This is a genomic window from Martelella sp. K41-7, assembly GCF_055808365.1.
In genome coordinates this window covers 531,800-550,183 of sequence record NZ_CM147867.1, presented here as the reverse complement: position 1 = coordinate 550,183, position 18,384 = coordinate 531,800, and the positions used below count along the sequence as shown (strand labels likewise).

Sequence of the window (18,384 nt, the reverse complement as noted above, 5' to 3'; positions counted from 1 at the left end):
TATCCAGATCACCCACCGCTCTGCAAGCTATGGAATGAAACCTCACAAAATTGTAATCTTTCTTGGATAGCCAAGAAAGCTCTGATCCGCTTCCCGGCATGGAACAGGCTTCGTCTGTGCATATTTTGTTCTCAACGCGATGCATGCCTTCACCTTTGCGTTTCGAGCCACTAGATTGACTTCATGAATCAGGGCCAAGACGACATTCCGTTTTTCGATGACGATGAACCGCGTAAACCGGCGGATAATTCCGCTCCGACTCAACAAAGCGGGTTTGCTGCGCGCGCAATGGCGGCGCGGCGCGCGCCCGACGCACCGGACTATCTGAACGGGCTTAACCCGGAACAGCGCGATGCGGTCGAAACCATCGAAGGACCGCTTCTGGTGCTGGCGGGAGCGGGAACGGGCAAGACACGGGTTCTGACCACCCGTATCGCACATATCCTCGGATCCGGCCGGGCATGGCCGAGCCAGATCCTCGCGGTGACCTTCACCAACAAGGCCGCGCGGGAGATGAAGGAGCGCATCGGTGTTCTCGTCGGCGGTGCGGTTGAAGGCATGCCCTGGCTTGGCACCTTCCATTCCATCGGCGTCAAGCTTTTGCGCCGCCATGCCGAACTTGTCGGCCTGCGCTCCGATTTCACCATTCTGGACACCGACGATGTTATCCGTCTGATCAAGCAGCTCATTCAGGCCGATGGGCTTGACGACAAGCGCTGGCCGGCCCGTCAGTTCTCCGCGATGATCGACGGCTGGAAGAACAAGGGGCTGACGCCGGAGCTGATCCCCGAAGGCGATGCCCGTGCCTTTGCCAATGGCCGCGGCCGCCAACTCTACCAGGCTTATCAGGATCGGCTGAAGACACTGAACGCCTGCGATTTCGGCGACTTGTTGCTGCATCCGATCCGGCTTTTCCGCGAAAACCCGGATATCCTGAAAGAATACCATCGCCGCTTCCGCTATATTCTGGTGGACGAATATCAGGACACCAACACCGCGCAATATATGTGGCTGCGGCTGCTGGCCCAGCGGCCGGGCGAAGACGACGGTCCGGTCAACATCTGCTGTGTCGGCGACGACGATCAGTCGATCTATGGCTGGCGCGGCGCAGAGGTCGACAACATCCTTCGGTTCGAAAAGGATTTCCGCGGAGCAAAGGTCGTCCGGCTGGAGCGCAATTACCGCTCCACAGCCCATATTCTCGGGGCGGCCGGCAATCTCATTGCCCATAATGAGGGGCGCCTTGGCAAGACGCTGTTCACTGAACGCTCCGACCCTGATGACAGCAAGGTTCAGGTCCATGCGGCCTGGGACTCCGAAGAGGAAGCCCGCGCTATCGGCGAAGAGATCGAGCAGTTGCAGCGCAATGGCGAGCTTCTCAACGATATGGCCATTCTGGTGCGTGCGTCCTTTCAGATGCGCGAGTTTGAAGACCGCTTCGTCACCCTTGGCCTCAATTATCGGGTCATAGGCGGCCCGCGCTTTTACGAACGGCTCGAAATTCGCGACGCGATGGCGTTTTTCCGCCTGACCTGCCAGCCGGCCGACGATCTGGCGCTGGAGCGGATCATCAACACCCCGAAGCGCGGTCTCGGTGACGCCAGTGTGCGCAAGGTCCATGATTACGCCCGCGCCCGTGACATTCCGATGCTCGCGGCAGCCCGCGAGATGATCGAAACCGACGAACTGAAACCGAAGCCGCGCAAGGCGCTGTTCGACGTCGTCAGCCAGTTCACGCGGTGGCAGGAGCTGCTGGAGACCACACCGCATACCGAGCTGGCCGAGATCATTCTGGAGGAAAGCGGCTACACCGAGATGTGGCAGAACGACCGCTCCGCCGAGGCGCCGGGGCGTCTGGAAAACCTCAAGGAACTGATCCGCTCGATGGATGGCTTTGAAAGCATGCGCGGCTTTTTGGAGCATGTGTCGCTGGTGATGGACGTCGACAAGAATGAGGATATGGATGCCGTCTCAATCATGACGCTGCATTCCGCCAAGGGCCTGGAATTCAAGACTGTGTTCCTGCCGGGCTGGGAAGAGGGTCTTTTCCCCCACCAGCGCGCGCTTGACGAAAGCGGCCGCGCCGGACTGGAGGAAGAGCGCCGCCTTGCCTATGTCGGCCTGACGCGCGCCAAGCGCAACTGCCACATATGGTTCGTCTCCAACCGGCGCATTCATGGCCTCTGGCAGTCGACCATGCCCTCGCGTTTTCTCGATGAGTTACCGGAGGAGCATGTGGAAGTCGGCGAGACCGAGGTCTCTTATGGCGGCTACGGGCAATCGCGCTTCGACCGGGCCGCACCGTTCTCCAATACCTATGCGACGCCCGGCTGGAAACGTGCCCAGGAAAACCGCACCGATGCGACACGGGATAACTGGGGCACACGATCTGGCCACGCGGTCGAGCGCATCGGTTATGGTGAAAGCGGCCCTAGGGGACGGACGATAGAAGGCGAACTCGTTGCCCGCAGCAGCGAGGAAAAGCCGTCGCGGTTCTCGGTGGGCGATCGCGTGTTTCATCTGAAATTCGGCAATGGAAACGTCACGGCGATCGAGGGCAACAAGCTGACAATCGAATTCGACAAAGCAGGTCAGAAACGTGTTCTGGACGGTTTCGTTCAGCCGGCATGACGGCGCATGAACCGTTTCGGCGAAGTTGCCGGGCCACCGCGCACCTTGCTCGCCAAGGTGCAAAAAGTTCGGACATAATTTTAGTTATTTAACCTATCGTTATTTAGTTTTAGCTTACATAATGACCGTGTTTCGCTTGCGCGCTCAACGGTATTATTAGCACCATGCTATTTTATTAAAACGCATAAGGTCTCTCCACAATATGCAGACGGCAACCCGAAAGACGCGATGGCTCGGCAAGCGTGTAGCTGGTGTTTTCTGTGCGGCTATCGTTTTTGGGATTTCTGGGTCAGCGTTTGCTCAATCGCAATCCCTGCTCCCGCTCGACCTGTTCAAGAGCAGCCCGGTTGCGATGATACTGATCGAGCCGCTCAATGGTAAGATCATCGCAGCCAACCACGCCGCCCAATCGCTCTATGGCTGGACCGCGAATGAATTCCGCAAACTTTTCCTTGCCGACCTGAACCAGATGTCGAAAGAGAAAATCCGACTTCAGATTGACGAAGCGCGAAACGGCCGACGACACTATTTCCTATTCCCCCACCGCTTCAAGGACGGCTCGGTACACACGGTGCGGGTTTTCTCCTGGCCGGTCATCCAGCAGGAAAGGACAATCCTTCTTTCAGTCATCTCTGAAGCGGGCGATCTGAACACCGGTAACGAGCCGCTGGCCAATTATTCATCGAACCTCGAGGATGCTGTGCGCCAGACGACGGCAGAACTGCGGCAAACCGATGGTCTGTTGAACCTGACGCTCATTTCCGCAGTCGCGGTGCTCTCCTGCATTGTCATCATGCTCGCCATCGTCCTTACCCGCAGACGCAGGCTTGTTCGGGAGCTTGGCAGACAGCACCTTCTCTTGCGGGTCGTGATCGATGCAATCCCCGACCAGATCTACTTCAAGCGTCCAAACGGCAAGCTCGAGGCCTGCAACGAGGCGGCGGCCGAATTCGTGGGCATGCCTGTGGAGATGATCGTCGGCAAAACCGACAAGGAGATTTTCGGCCAGAGCAGTGACGCACTGCTGATTCAGCAGGTATTCAGCGACGTCAACAATCAGGGCAAGCTGGTCAATCAGGGCGAGGTCACCAATTCGGCTGGCCGGAAATACACGCTCGAGATGATCAAGGCACCCGTCATCGATGCCCGCGGAGAACGTCTCGGTTCCGTCAGCGTCTGGCGCGACGTCACCGAACGCCGGCGCACCGAGGCCCGTATCGAAGCGCTGGCCTATTACGACCCGCTGACGAAACTGGCCAACCGCGCCAAGGCACAGGAAGTCCTTTTCGGATTTCTGGCAACCCACCGGGTGGACAAGCAGTATATGGCGATTGCGATTTTCGATCTCGATAATTTCGCAGCCGTGAATTCCATCTTCGGTCATGCAATCGGCGATGCTTTACTGCGCATCACCGCAGCACGAATGAACAGCAAGCTCGACCGGGGCAGTTTCACTGCACGCGTTTCCAGCGACGAATTCGTCGTGCTGCTGACAGCGCTCGGCACAGACGAGAATGCCGCACGCGCGCTGGCCCACAAAAAAATCGAGGAATTTCACGAAACCCTCTCGCGCCGGACCTTTATCAGCGGCAACCAGATCACCCCGAGTGCAAGCGCCGGCGTGGTGCTTGTCCAGCCCGGTGCCGAAAGCGCAGACGAAGAGCTTCGGCGCGCCGATCTCGCCATGCACAACGCGAAATCGAAAGGACGTGGAAGCATCACCTGGTTCCACACCGAGATGGTGTCGGATATCGTGTCCAGGTTCAATGTGGAAAGCGAACTGGAAAAGGCGCTTCAGAACGACGGTTTCAGCCTCTTCCTGCAACCCAAGATCATTGAGGGTGCGACCGGGCGGCACTTTGAGGTTCTCCTCCGCCTCAACCATCCCGAACGTGGCATTGTCGGACCGGGCAGTTTCATCGATGTCGCCGAAACGACGGGACTTATCGTTCCGATCGGAGCGTGGGTTCTTGAGCAGGCCTGCAAGATGCTCGCCCAAAACCAAGACCTGCACCTGGCAGTCAACGTCTCTGTACGCCAGTTTCTGCGGGAAAGGTTCGTGACCGACCTTGCCGACCTTCTTGCGCGCTACCCGTTCGAGCCGGAGCGACTGACGCTCGAAATGACCGAAAGTCTGATGATCGTGAATTTCGATCTGGCACTCTCGCAGTTGAAAAAGATCCGTGACCTCAAAATCAGGCTTTCGATCGACGATTTTGGCACCGGCTACTCTGCGCTCGTCTACCTCAAACAGCTTCCCCTGGACGAGTTGAAGATCGACAAGACCTTCATTGCCGGCGTCCCGCATGACAGCAGTGACACATCATTAGTCGCGCTGATCATTACCATGGCCCATCATCTCGGCATTTCCATCGTTGCCGAGGGGGTTGAGACCCGCGAACAGGAGACCTGGCTCCGTATGCAAGGCTGCGAGGGTCTCCAGGGCTTCCTGTTCAGCCCGCCCAGGCCCTGCGAACATTACCTGCAATCTTCAAAGTGACCGCGTTCCTCTTTCATTGTCTTGTTCTATCGGAGAAGTGTCATGAAGGCCCTTTTGCTTGTTGATATCCAAAATGGATTCTGCCCGGGCGGCAACCTCGCGGTTGCCGATGGCGACGCCGTGGTGCCGATCGCCAACCGGCTTATTGAGGGCGGCGGGTACGATATCATTGTAGCCTCGCAGGACTGGCACCCAGAAGGCCACGGTTCGTTCGCCTCCGCCCACCCGGGAGCAAAGCCTTTCGAAATGGGCGAACTTTCCGGAAAGCCACAGATGATGTGGCCGGATCACTGCGTGCAGAACACCGATGACGCCGCGTTGCATCCGGAACTCAACCTCGCTGCGCTCGACTTCGTGCAGCGCAAAGGTGAGAACCCGAACATCGATTCCTATTCGGCGTTTCGGGACAATGACCACCACGCCGCTACCGGCCTTGACGTCTATTTGAGGGAAAACAACGTCACCACGCTCGACATTGCCGGCCTTGCCCTCGATTTCTGCGTCAAATTCACAGCTCTCGATGCCCGTGAAATGATGCCCGGTGTCAGGGTCCGCCTGATCCTTGAGGGTTGCCGGGGCATAAGCGAGGAAGGCGTCGAGCAGGCGCTTGCTGAAATGCGCGAGGCCGGCGTGGACATTATCGATGTTGCCACCGGCGACCGCAGAGCAGATTAAGCCGGCATTTCCAGTGCAGCGATTTCGTCGCCGAAGGTTTCCATGCGTTTCATCAACAGGGCCTCTGCGTCTTTGAGACCGCTGTTGTAAAAGACCGGCGCGAATTCACGTGCGATGACTTCGGCGAAGAGTTCGGACTGCAGACTGCCGATCTCGCAGTCGAACTCTTCTGCGCAATAGTCCTGCAGCCGTTCGGACAGAGCGGCCTTTTCCCGGGCATTGAGCTTGATCATCCTGATGTGTTTCCTCTCGATTGATCACACTATCAATTCCTCTCATTTGTGCACGGATGTGAAAGACGGTAAACGGGTAAAACACCACTTAGCTTGCCTCTTCTTGGCCGCTTCGGTATTCGGGATACCGCACGAACTGCCGCCCCATGACCAGGAGATTTTTCCACTTGTCAGAGACCACGGAGTTTACGAGCGGCCTTCGATCCGGCTTTGTACCCGCCCTTTCGGCGGCCCCTTTCGGCATGCTGTTCGGCGCGGTTTCCGTCGCCGATGGCCAGAGTGTTTTTGAAACCGCGCTGATGAGCATCACCATCTTTGCCGGTGCCAGCCAGCTCGTCGGTGTAGAGCTGTTCGGACAGCGGGTCGCACCCTGGCTGATCATCGTCTCGATTGTCGCGGTCAATTTCCGCCATGTGCTCTATTCGGCGGCGCTGACGCCGGTGATTTCGCACTTTCCGCTGCCGAAGAAGATGATCGCCTTTTTCCTGATGACCGATCCGCAATTCGCGGAGGCGCTCAAGCGCCACGAGAAGGAACAAGGTGTCACCTTCTCCTGGTATCTGGGTGCCGGCCTCGTTCTCTATATTCTCTGGAATATCATGACTCTGATCGGTGCGACCCTGGGCGGTTTCATCAAGAACCCGGAAGCGCTTGGTCTCGACGTCCTGCTGCCGATCTATTTCCTCAGCCTCGTGATGGGCTTCAGAAAGCGACCGAACTATCTACCGGTTGTTGCGGTCAGCGCGCTCGGCTCGATTCTGGCCTATGCCATTGTCGGTTCGCCCTGGCATGTCAGCATCGGCGCGGTTGCCGGCATTCTGCTGGCCGCGATCCTGCCACCGGGCGCAAAAAAGGAGACGGCACAGTGAGCGATTTTACCAATGAGCACATGATCCTCGTGATCCTGGGCGCCGCTGTTGCGACCTATATGACGCGTATCGCAGGCTACCTTTTGCTGTCCGTGGTCTCCGATATTCCGCCGCGCGCCGAGGCTGCGCTCAACGCCATTCCTGCGGCCGTGCTGACCACGCTGGTGGCACCGGCCTTTTATGCCGGCGGATGGGAAAGCAAGCTTGCGATTGCGGCAGCCCTTGTCACGGGGCTGCGCTACGAATCGCCTCTGCCGATGATTGCGGTTGGTTGGTCGACAGTGATGATCTGCCGCTATTTCATCATCGGCTGACAGGTCGCGTCGCCTGCTCCAGCCAGGCGCGTTCGGAGTCATCGGAGATAAGCGGCATCAGCTTTTTGCGCGTTTCCGTGTGGTAGGCATCGAGCCACGCGCGCTCGTCATCCGTCAGCAACTCCGGCATGACCAGCCGAAGATCGATCGGGCACCATGTCAGCGTTTCGAAGCCCAGCATCGGTATTTCGCCGCCTTCAATCGTCTCGGCTTCCTTCACCAGAAGCAGATTTTCGATGCGGATACCGAAATCGCCGGGACGGTAATAGCCGGGCTCGTTTGACAGGATCATGCCCGGTTTCAGCTCCGGCGAACCGAGCCGGGAAAGCCGCTGCGGCCCTTCATGAACTGAGAGGTAGGAGCCAACGCCGTGCCCCGTGCCATGGGCATAGTCGACACCCGCCTTCCAGAGAGCGAGGCGGGCCAACGGGTCGAGATCCATACCGCGCGTGCCGGCAGGGAAGCGGGCCGTCGAAAGCGCGATCATGCCTTTCAGCACCAGCGTGAAGAAACGTCGTTTTTCATCATCTACCGCACCGATAGCCAGCGTGCGGGTAATGTCCGTCGTTCCGTTTTGATATTGTGCGCCGGAATCGACCAGATACATCTCACCACCCTGAAGGTTGCGATCCGTGTCGGTGGTCACACGGTAGTGGATGATCGCCGCATTGGGACCGGCGCCGGAGATCGTGTCAAAGGAAATGTCGCGCAGCAGGTTCTGCATGCGCTCGCCGGCAGACGCTCGCGCCGTCTCCAGCGCCGTTGCAGCCTCGATTTCGCTGACCGTTCCGGGGGCCTGGTGATCGAGCCAGCTCAGGAAAGTCACCATGGCCGCACCGTCTTGCACATGCGCAAGGCGCGTTCCGGCCTGCTCGGCGGTGTTTTTGATCGCGCGCGCAGAAACGACCGGATCGGCGGCATCGATGGCTCGCCCACCGGCATCCTCAATGACCTTGAGGGCGGCATAAGGAACGGCAGAGCGGTCCAGCATGACTGCGTGACCCTCGCGTGCAAGAGCGGCCAGATGCGCTGAAACGGCTTCAGGCGCTTCAAGCCGGGCGATCGTGTGAATATGTGATTCCGCCTCGCCGGAAACCTTTTCCGATGCCAGAAACAGCGTTGCACTGCCATCTGCCTTCACGATTGCGCGCGACAGCGGTGCAGGGGTGTGGGCGACATCATTACCGCGAATATTGAACAACCAGGCAACCGAGGTCGAGTCGGCAATCAACACCGCCGCCGCCTGTTTCTTGCGGACCGCCTCGGCGACCAAGGCCAGCTTCTCCGTAGCCGGGGCACCCGCAAATTGCAGCGGCTGAACCGAGACCGGTGCGGATGGCGATGCGGGCCGGTCATCCCAAATGCAATCGACAGGGTTTTCGCCAAGCGGAACGAGTTCGCCGCCGATCTCGCGCAGCGCATCCCTCAGGCGCTCCACTTCGCTCGGCGTATGCAGCCACGGATCGACACCGAGACGCATGCCTTCGGGACGATTCTCAGTGAGCCATGCAGTGGGTGGGCACCCAACCAGATCGCCGCCAGAGATCAGCGCAGGATCGGTCTGCATTTTTAGCTGCGCGGTATAGCGTCCGTCGACGAACACGATCGCAGTTTCCGCCATCACCAGCGCTATCCCGGCAGAGCCGGTAAAGCCGGTGAGCCAAGCGAGCCGTTCGGCAGATGGAGGCACATATTCTCCCTGATATTCATCGGTACGTGGCACCAGAACCGCATCGATACCAAGGGGCGGGAAAAGTGCTCGCAGGGCCTTCAGCCGCGGTGCGGCCTGCTCCGGGCGGGCGGAAACGTCGTAGGACTGAAACATGAAAATCACCAATCAATTTGACCGGCGCGACGATAGTGCGAAACATGCGGCATCACAACAATCCGCATTTGCCGCTCCGGACCCGGCGCCGAATGCTCCTGCCCTCAACTCAGGCACAGCTGCACAAAAATCATGCATCGTGACGGGTATTTTACGGACCAACCAAAACCACATGCGTTTTCTGCATAGCTCCCATTCGGCTGCCCACCTGCCTGAAGCATGAGCCGCAGTCTATATTGCAAACAGTTGATTGATGAAGGCTTCGCGCCGGTGATGATCAGAAGGATCAGGGCTGATAGCCGCGAAGCAGAATGGATCTAAGGACGGAATGGCCGTCCGACATGATCCGCCAGAAAAGGAGAACTAAAATGGGTTTCTTCCGCACCGCTTACAAGAATATCGCCAACGCCCGTCAAAGCCAGGCCAACCGTTTCGTCAACGCCGAACTTCTGAAGCTCGATGACGAATCCCTGAAGAAGATCGGCAAGTCGCGCGCTGACCTGCGTCGCAACTCCAATACCTCGATGCTGTTTTAATCGAGACGATTTCGGCGCGTCTCAGCGCCGTGCAGACCCCGCGAACTGCTTGAGCGCCCTCCCCGCTCGCGGAACGCCGCAGGTCAGCAAATAAGGGCCATGCCGCAAGGCATGGCCCTTTGTTTTTGCCGAAACGTTGGAGGCTTAATCCATCTCCGGAAACAACAACTCGACAATATAGCTCGCGTCAAAACGGGTATCGAGCATGCCGTAGGTTGAGCGCCAGCCAGCCGCCAGCCGGGTCTCAAGGAAGGCATCAGCGATGCGCCCAGCACCAAGCCGGTAAAGTTCTGCGGCACCCGCAGCCAGCGCAAGCTGCTCGATGAAAATCCGCGCGGCACTTTCATGGCTCTTGCAGAGCGCCATCGCCGCCCTCAGCAATTCGACAATCTTGGCGCCCGATGCCCCGAGGTCCCGTGCGATCACCTGGAAGACGGCCTCGAACAGATCGCTGCCGTGTTCGACAACGCGCCGAAGGTCCAGCGCCATCATGTTGCCCGCACCGTCATGCAGGGCAAGGCCGGGCGCATCCCGGTAGTGACGCGCAATCGGACGTTCCTCGACAAAACCGTTGCCGCCCATGGCTTCCATGGCTTCAGCCACCACGGCCGGGGCGATCTTGGTTGTCCAGTATTTGGTCACCGGCGTCATCACCCGGGCATAGGCGGCCTCCTCTGCGCTGTCGCGGGCCCGGTCGAAGCTTTCGGCGAGCCGGAAGGACAGCGCTCCGGCAGCAGCCACATCGAGCGCCAGATCGGCGAGGACCCGCGTCATAAGCGGTTGCGCAACCAGTGCGCGCCCCTGAATTTTCCGGCCACGCGCTGCATGGGTCGCTTCGGCAAGAGCGGCGCGCATCAGCCCGGACGCCATAACGGCACTGTCCAGACGCATCAGCGTCAGCATGTCCAGGATCGTCCTCTGGCCCCCGTCGGGCGGGCCCAGCAGGAAACCGAAGGCATCGGAAAACTCGATCTCGGCTGCCGCATTCGAGCGCAGGCCGAGCTTGTCCTTCAGCCGCTGATAGCGCAGCGCATTGGTCCGCCCCTCATCCAGAAGGCGCGGCACCAGAAAGCAGCCGGGCTTACCATCAACATCGGCGAGCATGATGAAGGCGTCGCTCATCGGCGCCGACACGAACCATTTGTGGCCGGTCAGGCGATATACGCCCTCGCTGACACGCACCGCTTTGGTGGCGAGCCCGCGCATATCGCTGCCAGCCTGTTTTTCGGTGATCGCCAGCCCGATGGTGGCGGAGTTTTTCTGCGACTGGGCACGATTGGTCGAATCATATTTGCGCGACAGGATTTTCGGCGCCCATTCATCCCGCAACGGCGGAGAAGCTGCCAGCACGGCAAGAGAGGCCGATGTCGACGACAACGGCTCGAGGTGCCCGCATTCAAGTTGGGCCGTCAGGAACAGGCGAACGGCCCTGAGCTTATGCGCCTTCGATTTCGAGATCGGCATCGCGTGGCGGCTCCCAGAGCGAGGAATGCAGGCCCGATGACATCGAGCGGCGCAACAGCGCATGCCATGCGGGATGAAAGCTGACTGCATCCAGGCGCTCACCGGCAAGGCCATGGGTTTTCAGATGCGGCGGACTGTTGTTCGCCATTTGCGCCAGTTCCTGCGCCTCCGGCGATGTCACAAACGTGCCGATCGTGTCGAACTCGTCACGCAGCGGCCGCGCCAGATTGCGGGTCAGATCGCCCAAAAGCGGGTCGGAATGAAAGGCGTTGTACCCGCTCCAGGGCTTCGGCTGGTTCAACGTCCGGAAAACATCATTGTCGGTCATTGCCGTTTACGCACTTCTCTTTGAAGACAGGTCACAGAGTTGGCACGCTTCGATATGATCTGTCAAAGCTTGCAGCAAAGCCGGTGAGCCAGTATAGACCGCAGGACTTCAAGCGATAGACCGCACGGCCTCATATGGAGGAAAGCTCAATGGTCTTCTTTCCCCACCGCCACCTGATCGGCATCAAGGGCCTTTCGCCCGTTGATATCGGGACACTTCTCGACAAGGCCGAAGAGGCCATAACATTCAATCGTTCACGCGAAAAGAAAAACAGCGTGTTGCGCGGGCTCACTCAGATCAACCTGTTCTTCGAGGCCTCAACTCGGACACAGGCCTCATTCGAGCTTGCCGGTAAACGCCTCGGCGCCGATGTGATGAATATGTCGGTTGGCAATTCATCCGTGAAAAAAGGCGAGACCCTGATCGATACGGCGATGACGCTGAATGCCATGCACCCCGATGTGCTGGTGATCCGCCACGTCTCCGCCGGTGCGGCAGAACTTTTGTCACAGAAAGTTGCATGCTCGGTCATCAACGCCGGTGACGGCGCGCATGAACATCCGACTCAGGCGCTGCTCGATGCCCTCACCATCCGTCAGGCGAAGGGCAGGCTCGACAATATTGTGGTCGCGATCTGCGGCGACATCCTGCATTCGCGCGTCGCCCGCTCCAACATCATTTTGCTGAACACGATGGGCGCACGTGTGCGCGTCGTCGGACCGGCAACGCTGCTGCCCGCCGGCATCCGCGATATGAGCGTAGAGGTGTTCGACAATATGGAAGACGGGCTGAAGGGTGCCGACGTGGTGATGATGCTCAGGCTACAGCGTGAGCGCATGTCCGGCGCCTTCGTGCCATCTATCCGGGAATATTTCCGCTTCTGGGGCCTCGACAACGAAAAACTCAAGGCCGCCAAGGACGACGCACTGGTGATGCATCCGGGGCCGATGAACCGGGGCGTGGAAATCGCCTCCGATGTTGCCGATGGCCCGCAGAGCGTGATCGAAAAACAGGTGGAAATGGGGGTCGCCGTGCGCATGGCCGTTATGGAAACGCTCATGCTCTCGGACAATGGAGGTGCGCGCATATGAAACCGCTTGTCCTGAAAAACGCCCGCATCGTCGATCCCTCACGCGACCTCGACGAAACCGGCACAATCATCGTCGAAAACGGTCGTATCTCCGCTGCCGGCAGCAATGCCGCCAATCAGGGCACACCCGATGGGGCGGAGATTGTCGATTGCGGCGGACTCATTGCTGCCCCCGGCCTCGTCGATGCCCATGTGTTCGTCGGCGAGCCCGGCGCCGAACACACCGAAACCATCCGCTCGGCAAGTCTTGCAGCAGCGGCCGGCGGCATCACCTCGTTTATCATGATGCCCGACACCAATCCGCCGATCGATGATGTCGCGCTGCTGGAATTCGTGCTGAAAACCGCCCGCGACAAGGCCGTCGTCAATATTTTTCCGGCGGCAGCGCTCACCAAGGGGCTTGCCGGCCTCGAGATGACCGAGATCGGCCTGTTGAAGGGAGAAGGCGCGGTGGCCTTCGCCAATGGCCGTTACTCGCTTTCAGATAATCGCGTGTTGCGCCGGGCGATGACCTATGCCCGCGCCTTTGACGCCGTGGTGTCGCTGGAGCCGCGCGACCGCTATCTGAGCGAGACCGGCGTGATGAACGAGGGGCTTTTTGCAAGCTGGCTCGGCCTTTCCGGCATTCCGCGCGAGGCAGAGATTATTCCGCTGGAACGCGATCTGAGGCTCGCAGCACTCACCGGTGCCCGCTATCATGCAGCCCTGATCTCCGTGCCCGAATCCGTAGAAGCGATCCGTGTGGCGGGTGAACGCGGCGCATTGGTTTCGAGCGGCATTTCGATCAACAATTTGACCCTCAACGAAAACGACATCGGCGAATACCGCACCTTCTTCAAGCTGACACCACCGCTGCGTCACGAGGAAGACCGGTTGCAGATGGTCGAAGCGCTGAAAAACGGCCTGATCGATATCATCGTCTCGTCGCACGACCCGCAGGATGTCGATACCAAGCGTCTGCCGTACTCCGACGCCGAGGACGGGGCCATCGGCCTTGAAACCATGCTGTCGGCAGCACTTCGCCTGCATCATTCGGACGAAGTGCCGCTGATGCGCCTGATCGACGCGATGTCCACCCGTCCGGCGAAAGTCTTCGACCTCGACGCAGGCACGCTTCAGCCCGGCGCCCGGGCCGATATCACGCTCATCGATCTGGAAGAGCCGTGGGTCGTCACGCCCGACCGGCTGGTCTCGCTTTCGAAGAACACGACGTTTGAAAATGCCCGCTTCTCTGGTCGCGCCGTGCGCACCTATGTCGCCGGCATATGCGTTTATCAGGCGAGCTAAGAGAGGAAACGGATCGTGGGGGATATATTCGCTTTCGGGCTGACGCCGGTGCAAGCACTGATCGTTCTGGGTATCGGCTACCTTCTGGGCTCCCTGCCCTTCGGCTATCTGATCACCCGGGTATCGGGGCTTGGCGACATCCGCGAGATGGGCTCCGGCAATATCGGCGCGACCAATGTGCTGCGCACCGGAAAGCGTCATCTGGCCGCTCTCACACTCCTGCTGGACGCATTAAAGGCCACCTTCGCTGTAATCATCTGTGCCAAACTCTATGGCCCAAACGCGGGCCTGCTGGCCGGAGCGGCAGCGTTCATCGGCCATCTGTTTCCGGTCTGGCTCGGCTTCAAGGGCGGCAAGGGTGTCGCAACCTATATTGGTGTGCTGCTCGGCATCGCACCGGCAGCCGTGCTGATCTTCGCTTTCGTCTGGCTGCTGGTCGCCCGTATTTCGCGCTATTCATCACTGTCGGCACTGGTGGCCACACTTGTCATTCCGGTTGCTCTGTGGATAATGGGTCAACCGCAAGCTTCATTAGTGATGGCGATCTTAACAATCATTTCCTGGTGGCGGCACAAGACCAATATCGAGCGTCTGATTTCGGGCACGGAAAGCAGGATCGGAGACAAGGGGTGACGGATAAAGAGGCTTCCGGCGGCAATGCAAGCGCTGTGGCGCTGCGCCGAGACATGGAAGCCAGCCGTTGAGACCCGCCGGCATATCGCTTTCGACGAGCCAGCGCATTGCTTGGCTCCGACTGATCAGAAGCGACAATGTCGGCCCGGCAACATTCCGCGAACTCATCAACCATTGCGGCAGTGCCGAAAACGCACTCCAAATGCTGCCCGAGCTGGCAAAGCGCGGCGGTGCAATGAAACGTATCCGCGTGGCCGGCATCGTTGAGGCGGAACGCGAGATGGAAATTGCCGCCGACAATGGCGGACGTTTCGTTGCTATCGGCGAGCCCGATTATCCACCGGCATTGCGCGCCGTCGACGGTGCCCCGCCGCTTCTGGCGATGTGCGGCAGCGGTGAAACCGCAACCCGGCCGACGCTTGGTATCGTCGGCGCCCGCAACGCCTCGGTTGCCGGTGCAAAGTTCGCGGCCATGGTTGCCACTGCGGCAGCAGGCGCAGGCTATACCGTCGCCTCGGGCCTTGCCCGCGGCATTGACGCTGCGGCCCATCATGCAAGCCTGAAGCACGGAACGCTGGCCGCACTGGCCGGTGGGCTTGATCGCGTCTACCCGGCGGAGAATGCAGAGCTTTACCGCAGGATCTGCGCGGAAGGCGGCGTTGCCATCAGCGAGATGCCCTATGGCTGGGAGCCGCGCGCCCGGGATTTCCCCGGCGCAACAGGTTGATCGCCGGATGCGCGCTTGCAGTGGTCGTCGTCGAAGCCGCGATGCGCTCCGGCTCTCTCATTACAGCGCGGCTTGCCAATGAATGCGGGCGACTTGTGCTCGCCGTCCCGGGATCCCCGCTCGATCCGCGCGCTCAGGGCTGTAACGGACTGATCAAGCAGGGCGCCATGATCGTCTGCTCACCCGAAGACGTTCTGGAGGCGCTTGCACCACTGGCCAATATGGAACTCCCCCTGTCCGGCAATGCCGGTGAGGAAACAGAACCGGAGGGAGGGCTGCCTGTCGAACCCGGTGAAGACGACCGTCTCCGCGTTGCCCAGGCGCTGGGACCAAGCCCATGCGAAACCGACGACCTGATCCGCTTTACAGGTGTAAGTGCAGCGACGGTTCAGATGATCCTGCTGGAACTCGATCTTGCTGGCCGGCTGGTCCGCCATCCCGGCGGTCGAATATCACTGCAGTAACAGCATAACGCTCCGGGACCAGACCATAGGCAGAACGGACGACTGGAAACACTGCGAGCACGATGTAAGCTTATCTGACACAAACCGATGCAAGAGGGCCATCATCGGCAAAGCGCGTTTACCCCTGATTTCAATGACAGCTGGCATAGGTGCTTGTTGGATTTAAACGAACGGGCGAAGCCTGAGGCGGCACCGACACATCCTGATATCGCAGCTCCCGTTCCCCGAAATAGTCCTTGATGATCGTATAACCGCTGGTAACCCCGCACTCGTCTGCAAGATGGCCGAGGGTAATCCTCCCCTTTTTAACGGGGCTTTTTGGTAGAATTCACGCAGCCATTTTCAGTTTCTGTGCGGGTGTCATTCCGCCGATGCCCATATTGGGTCGCTCGTTGTTATAGCTCCATAACCATTGTGTGGCGAACGCCTGCGCCTCTTCGATACTCTCGATGATGTATTGGTCAAGCCATTCGTGTCGTACTGTCCGGTTGTAGCGTTCGACATAAGCGTTCTGCTGCGGCTTTCCAGGCTGGATGTAATTCAGCGCAATGCCCTGATTTTCAGCCCAGTCCATAAGCCTTCCACTGACATATTCCGGGCCATTGTCAACACGTATTGCCAGCGGTTTGCCGCGCCACTCAATGATCTGGTTCAGGCTACGGATGACACGCTCCGCAGGTAGAGAGAAATCGACCTCAATGCCAAGCCCCTCACGGTTAAAGTCATCCAGAACATTCAAAAGCCGAAACTGCCGGCCATCGGCCAGCCGATCCGCCATAAAGTCCATGGACCAGACCGCGTTCGGCGTTGTCGGGACATTGAGTGTATCCGGTTTTTCCCGTTTCAGCCGCCGGCGTGGCTTGATCCTGAGGTTCAGCTCAAGCGCGCGGTAGATGCGATAAACACGCTTATGATTCCAGCGCCGTCCCTGTACGTTCCGCAGATAGAGAAAACAAAGGCCAAAGCCCCAGTTCTTCTTTGCCTGCGTCAAGCCGGTCAGAAGATCGGCGATCTGTTCATTCTCATCATTGCGTTTGCCTTTGTATCGGTAGCAAGTTTCGCTGACACCGAACGTTCGGCAGGCAAGTGCTATGCTCACCCCACGTATCGCCACGGCTTGCGCGGCCACCTCCCGGCGTAGAGATGGCCGCGTCATTTTTTCCCAAAGCCTCTTTCAGCAGTTCGGTTTGCATGCTCATCTCCGCATACATCTTTTTCAGACGGCGGTTCTCGTCTTCCAGCGCTTTCATCTGGCTGATCATCGACGCATCCATGCCGCCATATTTGGCCCGCCATTTATAAAAACTCGCTGAACTCATCCCGTGCTCCCGGCAAAGTTCAGGCACAGGAACGCCACCTTCTGCCTGACGCAGAATGCCAATAATCTGTGCTTCGCTAAATCTCGTCTTTTTCATCAAAATCTCCTCAGAGCCGGATTCAAAAGTTCATGATGGGAAACGATATCGTGCGAGGCGTCTGGTCATCACCCTGATGCTTGCGATGTTGACCCATGCTGTGGCGCTTGCGATGGACTTTTCCCAATCTTTGGCCAGTCGACGGCATCGACCGAACCAGCCGAAGGTGCGCTCGACCACCCATCGGCGTGGCAGAACCTCAAAGCCTTTCGCTGTGTCGGAACGCTTGATGATCTCAAGGTTCCATTGGCCGCATCCGCGCAGCGCTTTTCGCAACTTCTGCCCGGCATAGCCGCCATCTGCGAAGACATGGCGCAACCAGGGGAAACGGTAGCGGATGGCTTTCAGGACATCGGGCGCACCGTCGCGGTCCTGGATATCGGCAGCATGGACAAGCACGAACAGCATCAGCCCGATCGTATCGGTGATGATGTGGCGCTTGCGGCCCTTGATCTTCTTGCCGGCGTCGTAGCCCGAGACCCCGCCACTTTCGGTGGTCTTGACACTCTGGCTGTCGATCACACCGGCCGTGGGCGAGGCCTCACGCCCCTCCAGTTCGCGCGTAGCACAGACAAGCAGATGGTTGATGGTCTGCCAAAAGCCGATATCGCGCCAGCCATAGAAATAGCCTCGCACCGTGGAGACCGGAGGGAAGTCCTTCGGCAGTGCCCGCCATTGACTGCCACTGCCCGCAATATAAAGGATCGCGTTCACCACTTCCCTCATATTCGTTTTCCGTGGCCGCCCACCGGGCTTGGCCAGCGGTATCAGTGGAGCAATTACAGCCCACTCACGGTCCGTCAAATCGGTTGGATAGCGAAGGCGATCCCGGTTATGCTGCAGGCGGGTGATATCATTCCAGGGCATGCGATCCTCCACGTTCTTGGCAGAGGTGGTTGAATCACATCCTTCTGATATCACTCAACAACTTTTAAATCGGGCTCTCAGTCATAAAACCCGAGAAAATTCTACTTTTGAAGCCCATTATTTTTCGGGGGGATTACCCGAGCACTCGTGTGGCCGTAGCCGCTACCTGGGCAGCATCCGCTCATCCTCAGCAAGCCAACGATCAATGGCTGGGATAAATCAATCGAGTTTTGGCCGACCCATAGGTGAACGGCGCCGATAGATAGTCGGGCGGCGTCGAATAGGCCAGCATCCTGGCAACGCTGTCGGCCGATATGTTGAAGTGTCTGGCTGCATGCCGCGGGCTCATCCCTTTTAGAGAAATGCAAGAGGCTGCGTCAGGTAGCGTTCCACGGTGCACATCCTCTGCCCCTCCTGCGCCGACTTCGGAAAGGAATACAAGTGCCCGACTTTTACGCCGCCCGCAGCGGAACTATTCCGCCGCAACCTTGCCCAGCCAACGCACCGCCGTTCTCACTTGATCGCA

The 18,384-nt window shown here is 59.0% G+C and carries 14 protein-coding genes and 2 pseudogenes; 11 read left to right on the top strand and 5 right to left on the bottom strand.

The window, feature by feature from the left end:
• The first annotated feature begins 183 nt into the window (after positions 1–183).
• From AC0L7L_RS02585 to pncA, 3 genes are all read left to right on the top strand, one after another.
• Entirely contained in the window at positions 184–2,631 is a 2,448-nt protein-coding gene (locus tag AC0L7L_RS02585) for an ATP-dependent helicase (RefSeq protein WP_473511736.1), read from the top strand.
• Between the two features lie 202 nt (positions 2,632–2,833).
• Positions 2,834–5,131 (top strand): sensor domain-containing protein, encoded by a 2,298-nt coding sequence (locus AC0L7L_RS02580; RefSeq protein WP_473511733.1) that lies wholly within the window; start codon positions 2,834–2,836, stop codon positions 5,129–5,131.
• Between the two features lie 42 nt (positions 5,132–5,173).
• On the top strand, positions 5,174–5,806 hold the full coding sequence (gene pncA / locus AC0L7L_RS02575) for a bifunctional nicotinamidase/pyrazinamidase (protein ID WP_473511731.1): 633 nt from the start codon (positions 5,174–5,176) through the stop codon (positions 5,804–5,806).
• On the opposite strand, the gene AC0L7L_RS02570 is transcribed toward pncA, so the two are convergent.
• On the bottom strand, positions 5,803–6,039 hold the full coding sequence (locus AC0L7L_RS02570; RefSeq protein WP_272210115.1) for a DUF2164 domain-containing protein: 237 nt from the start codon (positions 6,037–6,039) through the stop codon (positions 5,803–5,805). The genes pncA and AC0L7L_RS02570 overlap by 4 nt on opposite strands.
• Positions 6,040–6,185: 146 nt before the next feature.
• Between AC0L7L_RS02570 and AC0L7L_RS02565 the strand changes: the two genes are divergently transcribed.
• Both AC0L7L_RS02565 and AC0L7L_RS02560 read left to right on the top strand, forming a co-directional pair.
• Positions 6,186–6,908, top strand: coding sequence for an AzlC family ABC transporter permease (locus tag AC0L7L_RS02565; protein WP_473511729.1), 723 nt, complete (start codon positions 6,186–6,188; stop codon positions 6,906–6,908).
• Positions 6,905–7,222 (top strand): AzlD family protein, encoded by a 318-nt coding sequence (locus AC0L7L_RS02560; protein WP_272210113.1) that lies wholly within the window; start codon positions 6,905–6,907, stop codon positions 7,220–7,222. Before AC0L7L_RS02565 ends, AC0L7L_RS02560 begins: the two co-directional genes overlap by 4 nt.
• On the opposite strand, the gene AC0L7L_RS02555 is transcribed toward AC0L7L_RS02560, so the two are convergent.
• Positions 7,212–9,047: an aminopeptidase P family protein gene (locus AC0L7L_RS02555; RefSeq protein ID WP_473511727.1), complete on the bottom strand. Its 1,836-nt coding sequence runs from the start codon at positions 9,045–9,047 to the stop codon at positions 7,212–7,214. The genes AC0L7L_RS02560 and AC0L7L_RS02555 overlap by 11 nt on opposite strands.
• Here AC0L7L_RS02555 and AC0L7L_RS02550 point away from each other — a divergent pair.
• A complete protein-coding gene (locus tag AC0L7L_RS02550) occupies positions 9,046–9,270 on the top strand; it encodes a hypothetical protein (RefSeq protein ID WP_272210111.1) in 225 nt (74 codons plus the stop codon). The genes AC0L7L_RS02555 and AC0L7L_RS02550 overlap by 2 nt on opposite strands.
• A 145-nt stretch (positions 9,271–9,415) precedes the next feature.
• Positions 9,416–9,583: a hypothetical protein gene (locus AC0L7L_RS02545; protein WP_272210110.1), complete on the top strand. Its 168-nt coding sequence runs from the start codon at positions 9,416–9,418 to the stop codon at positions 9,581–9,583.
• A gap of 144 nt (positions 9,584–9,727) precedes the next feature.
• Here AC0L7L_RS02545 and AC0L7L_RS02540 read toward each other — a convergent pair.
• Positions 9,728–11,375, bottom strand: a pseudogene (locus tag AC0L7L_RS02540) (acyl-CoA dehydrogenase family protein).
• A 149-nt stretch (positions 11,376–11,524) separates the two neighbouring features.
• On the opposite strand from AC0L7L_RS02540, the gene AC0L7L_RS02535 reads away from it, so the two are divergent.
• The 4 genes and pseudogenes from AC0L7L_RS02535 to dprA all read left to right on the top strand — a co-directional run bounded on the left by AC0L7L_RS02535 (position 11,525) and on the right by dprA (position 15,576).
• Positions 11,525–12,466: an aspartate carbamoyltransferase catalytic subunit gene (locus AC0L7L_RS02535; RefSeq protein ID WP_473511724.1), complete on the top strand. Its 942-nt coding sequence runs from the start codon at positions 11,525–11,527 to the stop codon at positions 12,464–12,466.
• Positions 12,463–13,752, top strand: a complete 1,290-nt coding sequence (locus AC0L7L_RS02530; protein WP_272210108.1) for a dihydroorotase — start codon at positions 12,463–12,465, stop codon at positions 13,750–13,752. The genes AC0L7L_RS02535 and AC0L7L_RS02530 overlap by 4 nt, the downstream gene beginning before the upstream one ends.
• A 12-nt stretch (positions 13,753–13,764) precedes the next feature.
• Positions 13,765–14,385, top strand: a complete 621-nt coding sequence (plsY, locus tag AC0L7L_RS02525) for a glycerol-3-phosphate 1-O-acyltransferase PlsY (protein WP_473513743.1) — start codon at positions 13,765–13,767, stop codon at positions 14,383–14,385.
• Between the two features lie 67 nt (positions 14,386–14,452).
• A pseudogene (gene dprA / locus AC0L7L_RS02520) lies at positions 14,453–15,576 on the top strand (DNA-processing protein DprA).
• Positions 15,577–15,904: 328 nt separating this feature from the next.
• Here dprA and AC0L7L_RS02515 read toward each other — a convergent pair.
• Positions 15,905–16,991 (bottom strand): IS3 family transposase gene (locus AC0L7L_RS02515; RefSeq protein ID WP_272209663.1). Its coding sequence is split into 2 segments (ribosomal slippage): positions 15,905–16,736 and positions 16,735–16,991, totalling 1,089 coding nucleotides; the frame shifts between segments, so codons are not numbered across the junction.
• Positions 16,992–17,021: 30 nt separating this feature from the next.
• Positions 17,022–17,858, bottom strand: a complete 837-nt coding sequence (locus AC0L7L_RS02510; protein WP_272210103.1) for an IS5 family transposase — start codon at positions 17,856–17,858, stop codon at positions 17,022–17,024.
• Positions 17,859–18,384 lie beyond the last annotated feature (526 nt).

Bases quoted from the DNA above. Each gene is read 5' to 3' on its own strand.
- AC0L7L_RS02585 (WP_473511736.1), top strand. From the start codon at position 184: ATGAATCAGGGCCAAGACGACATTCCGTTTTTCGATGACGATGAACCG.
- AC0L7L_RS02580 (WP_473511733.1), top strand. From the start codon at position 2,834: ATGCAGACGGCAACCCGAAAGACGCGATGGCTCGGCAAGCGTGTAGCT.
- pncA (WP_473511731.1), top strand. From the start codon at position 5,174: ATGAAGGCCCTTTTGCTTGTTGATATCCAAAATGGATTCTGCCCGGGC.
- AC0L7L_RS02570 (WP_272210115.1), bottom strand. From the start codon at position 6,039: ATGATCAAGCTCAATGCCCGGGAAAAGGCCGCTCTGTCCGAACGGCTG.
- AC0L7L_RS02565 (WP_473511729.1), top strand. From the start codon at position 6,186: ATGACCAGGAGATTTTTCCACTTGTCAGAGACCACGGAGTTTACGAGC.
- AC0L7L_RS02550 (WP_272210111.1), top strand. From the start codon at position 9,046: ATGAAAATCACCAATCAATTTGACCGGCGCGACGATAGTGCGAAACAT.
- AC0L7L_RS02555 (WP_473511727.1), bottom strand. From the start codon at position 9,047: ATGTTTCAGTCCTACGACGTTTCCGCCCGCCCGGAGCAGGCCGCACCG.
- AC0L7L_RS02545 (WP_272210110.1), top strand. From the start codon at position 9,416: ATGGGTTTCTTCCGCACCGCTTACAAGAATATCGCCAACGCCCGTCAA.
- AC0L7L_RS02535 (WP_473511724.1), top strand. From the start codon at position 11,525: ATGGTCTTCTTTCCCCACCGCCACCTGATCGGCATCAAGGGCCTTTCG.
- AC0L7L_RS02530 (WP_272210108.1), top strand. From the start codon at position 12,463: ATGAAACCGCTTGTCCTGAAAAACGCCCGCATCGTCGATCCCTCACGC.
- AC0L7L_RS02510 (WP_272210103.1), bottom strand. From the start codon at position 17,858: ATGCCCTGGAATGATATCACCCGCCTGCAGCATAACCGGGATCGCCTT.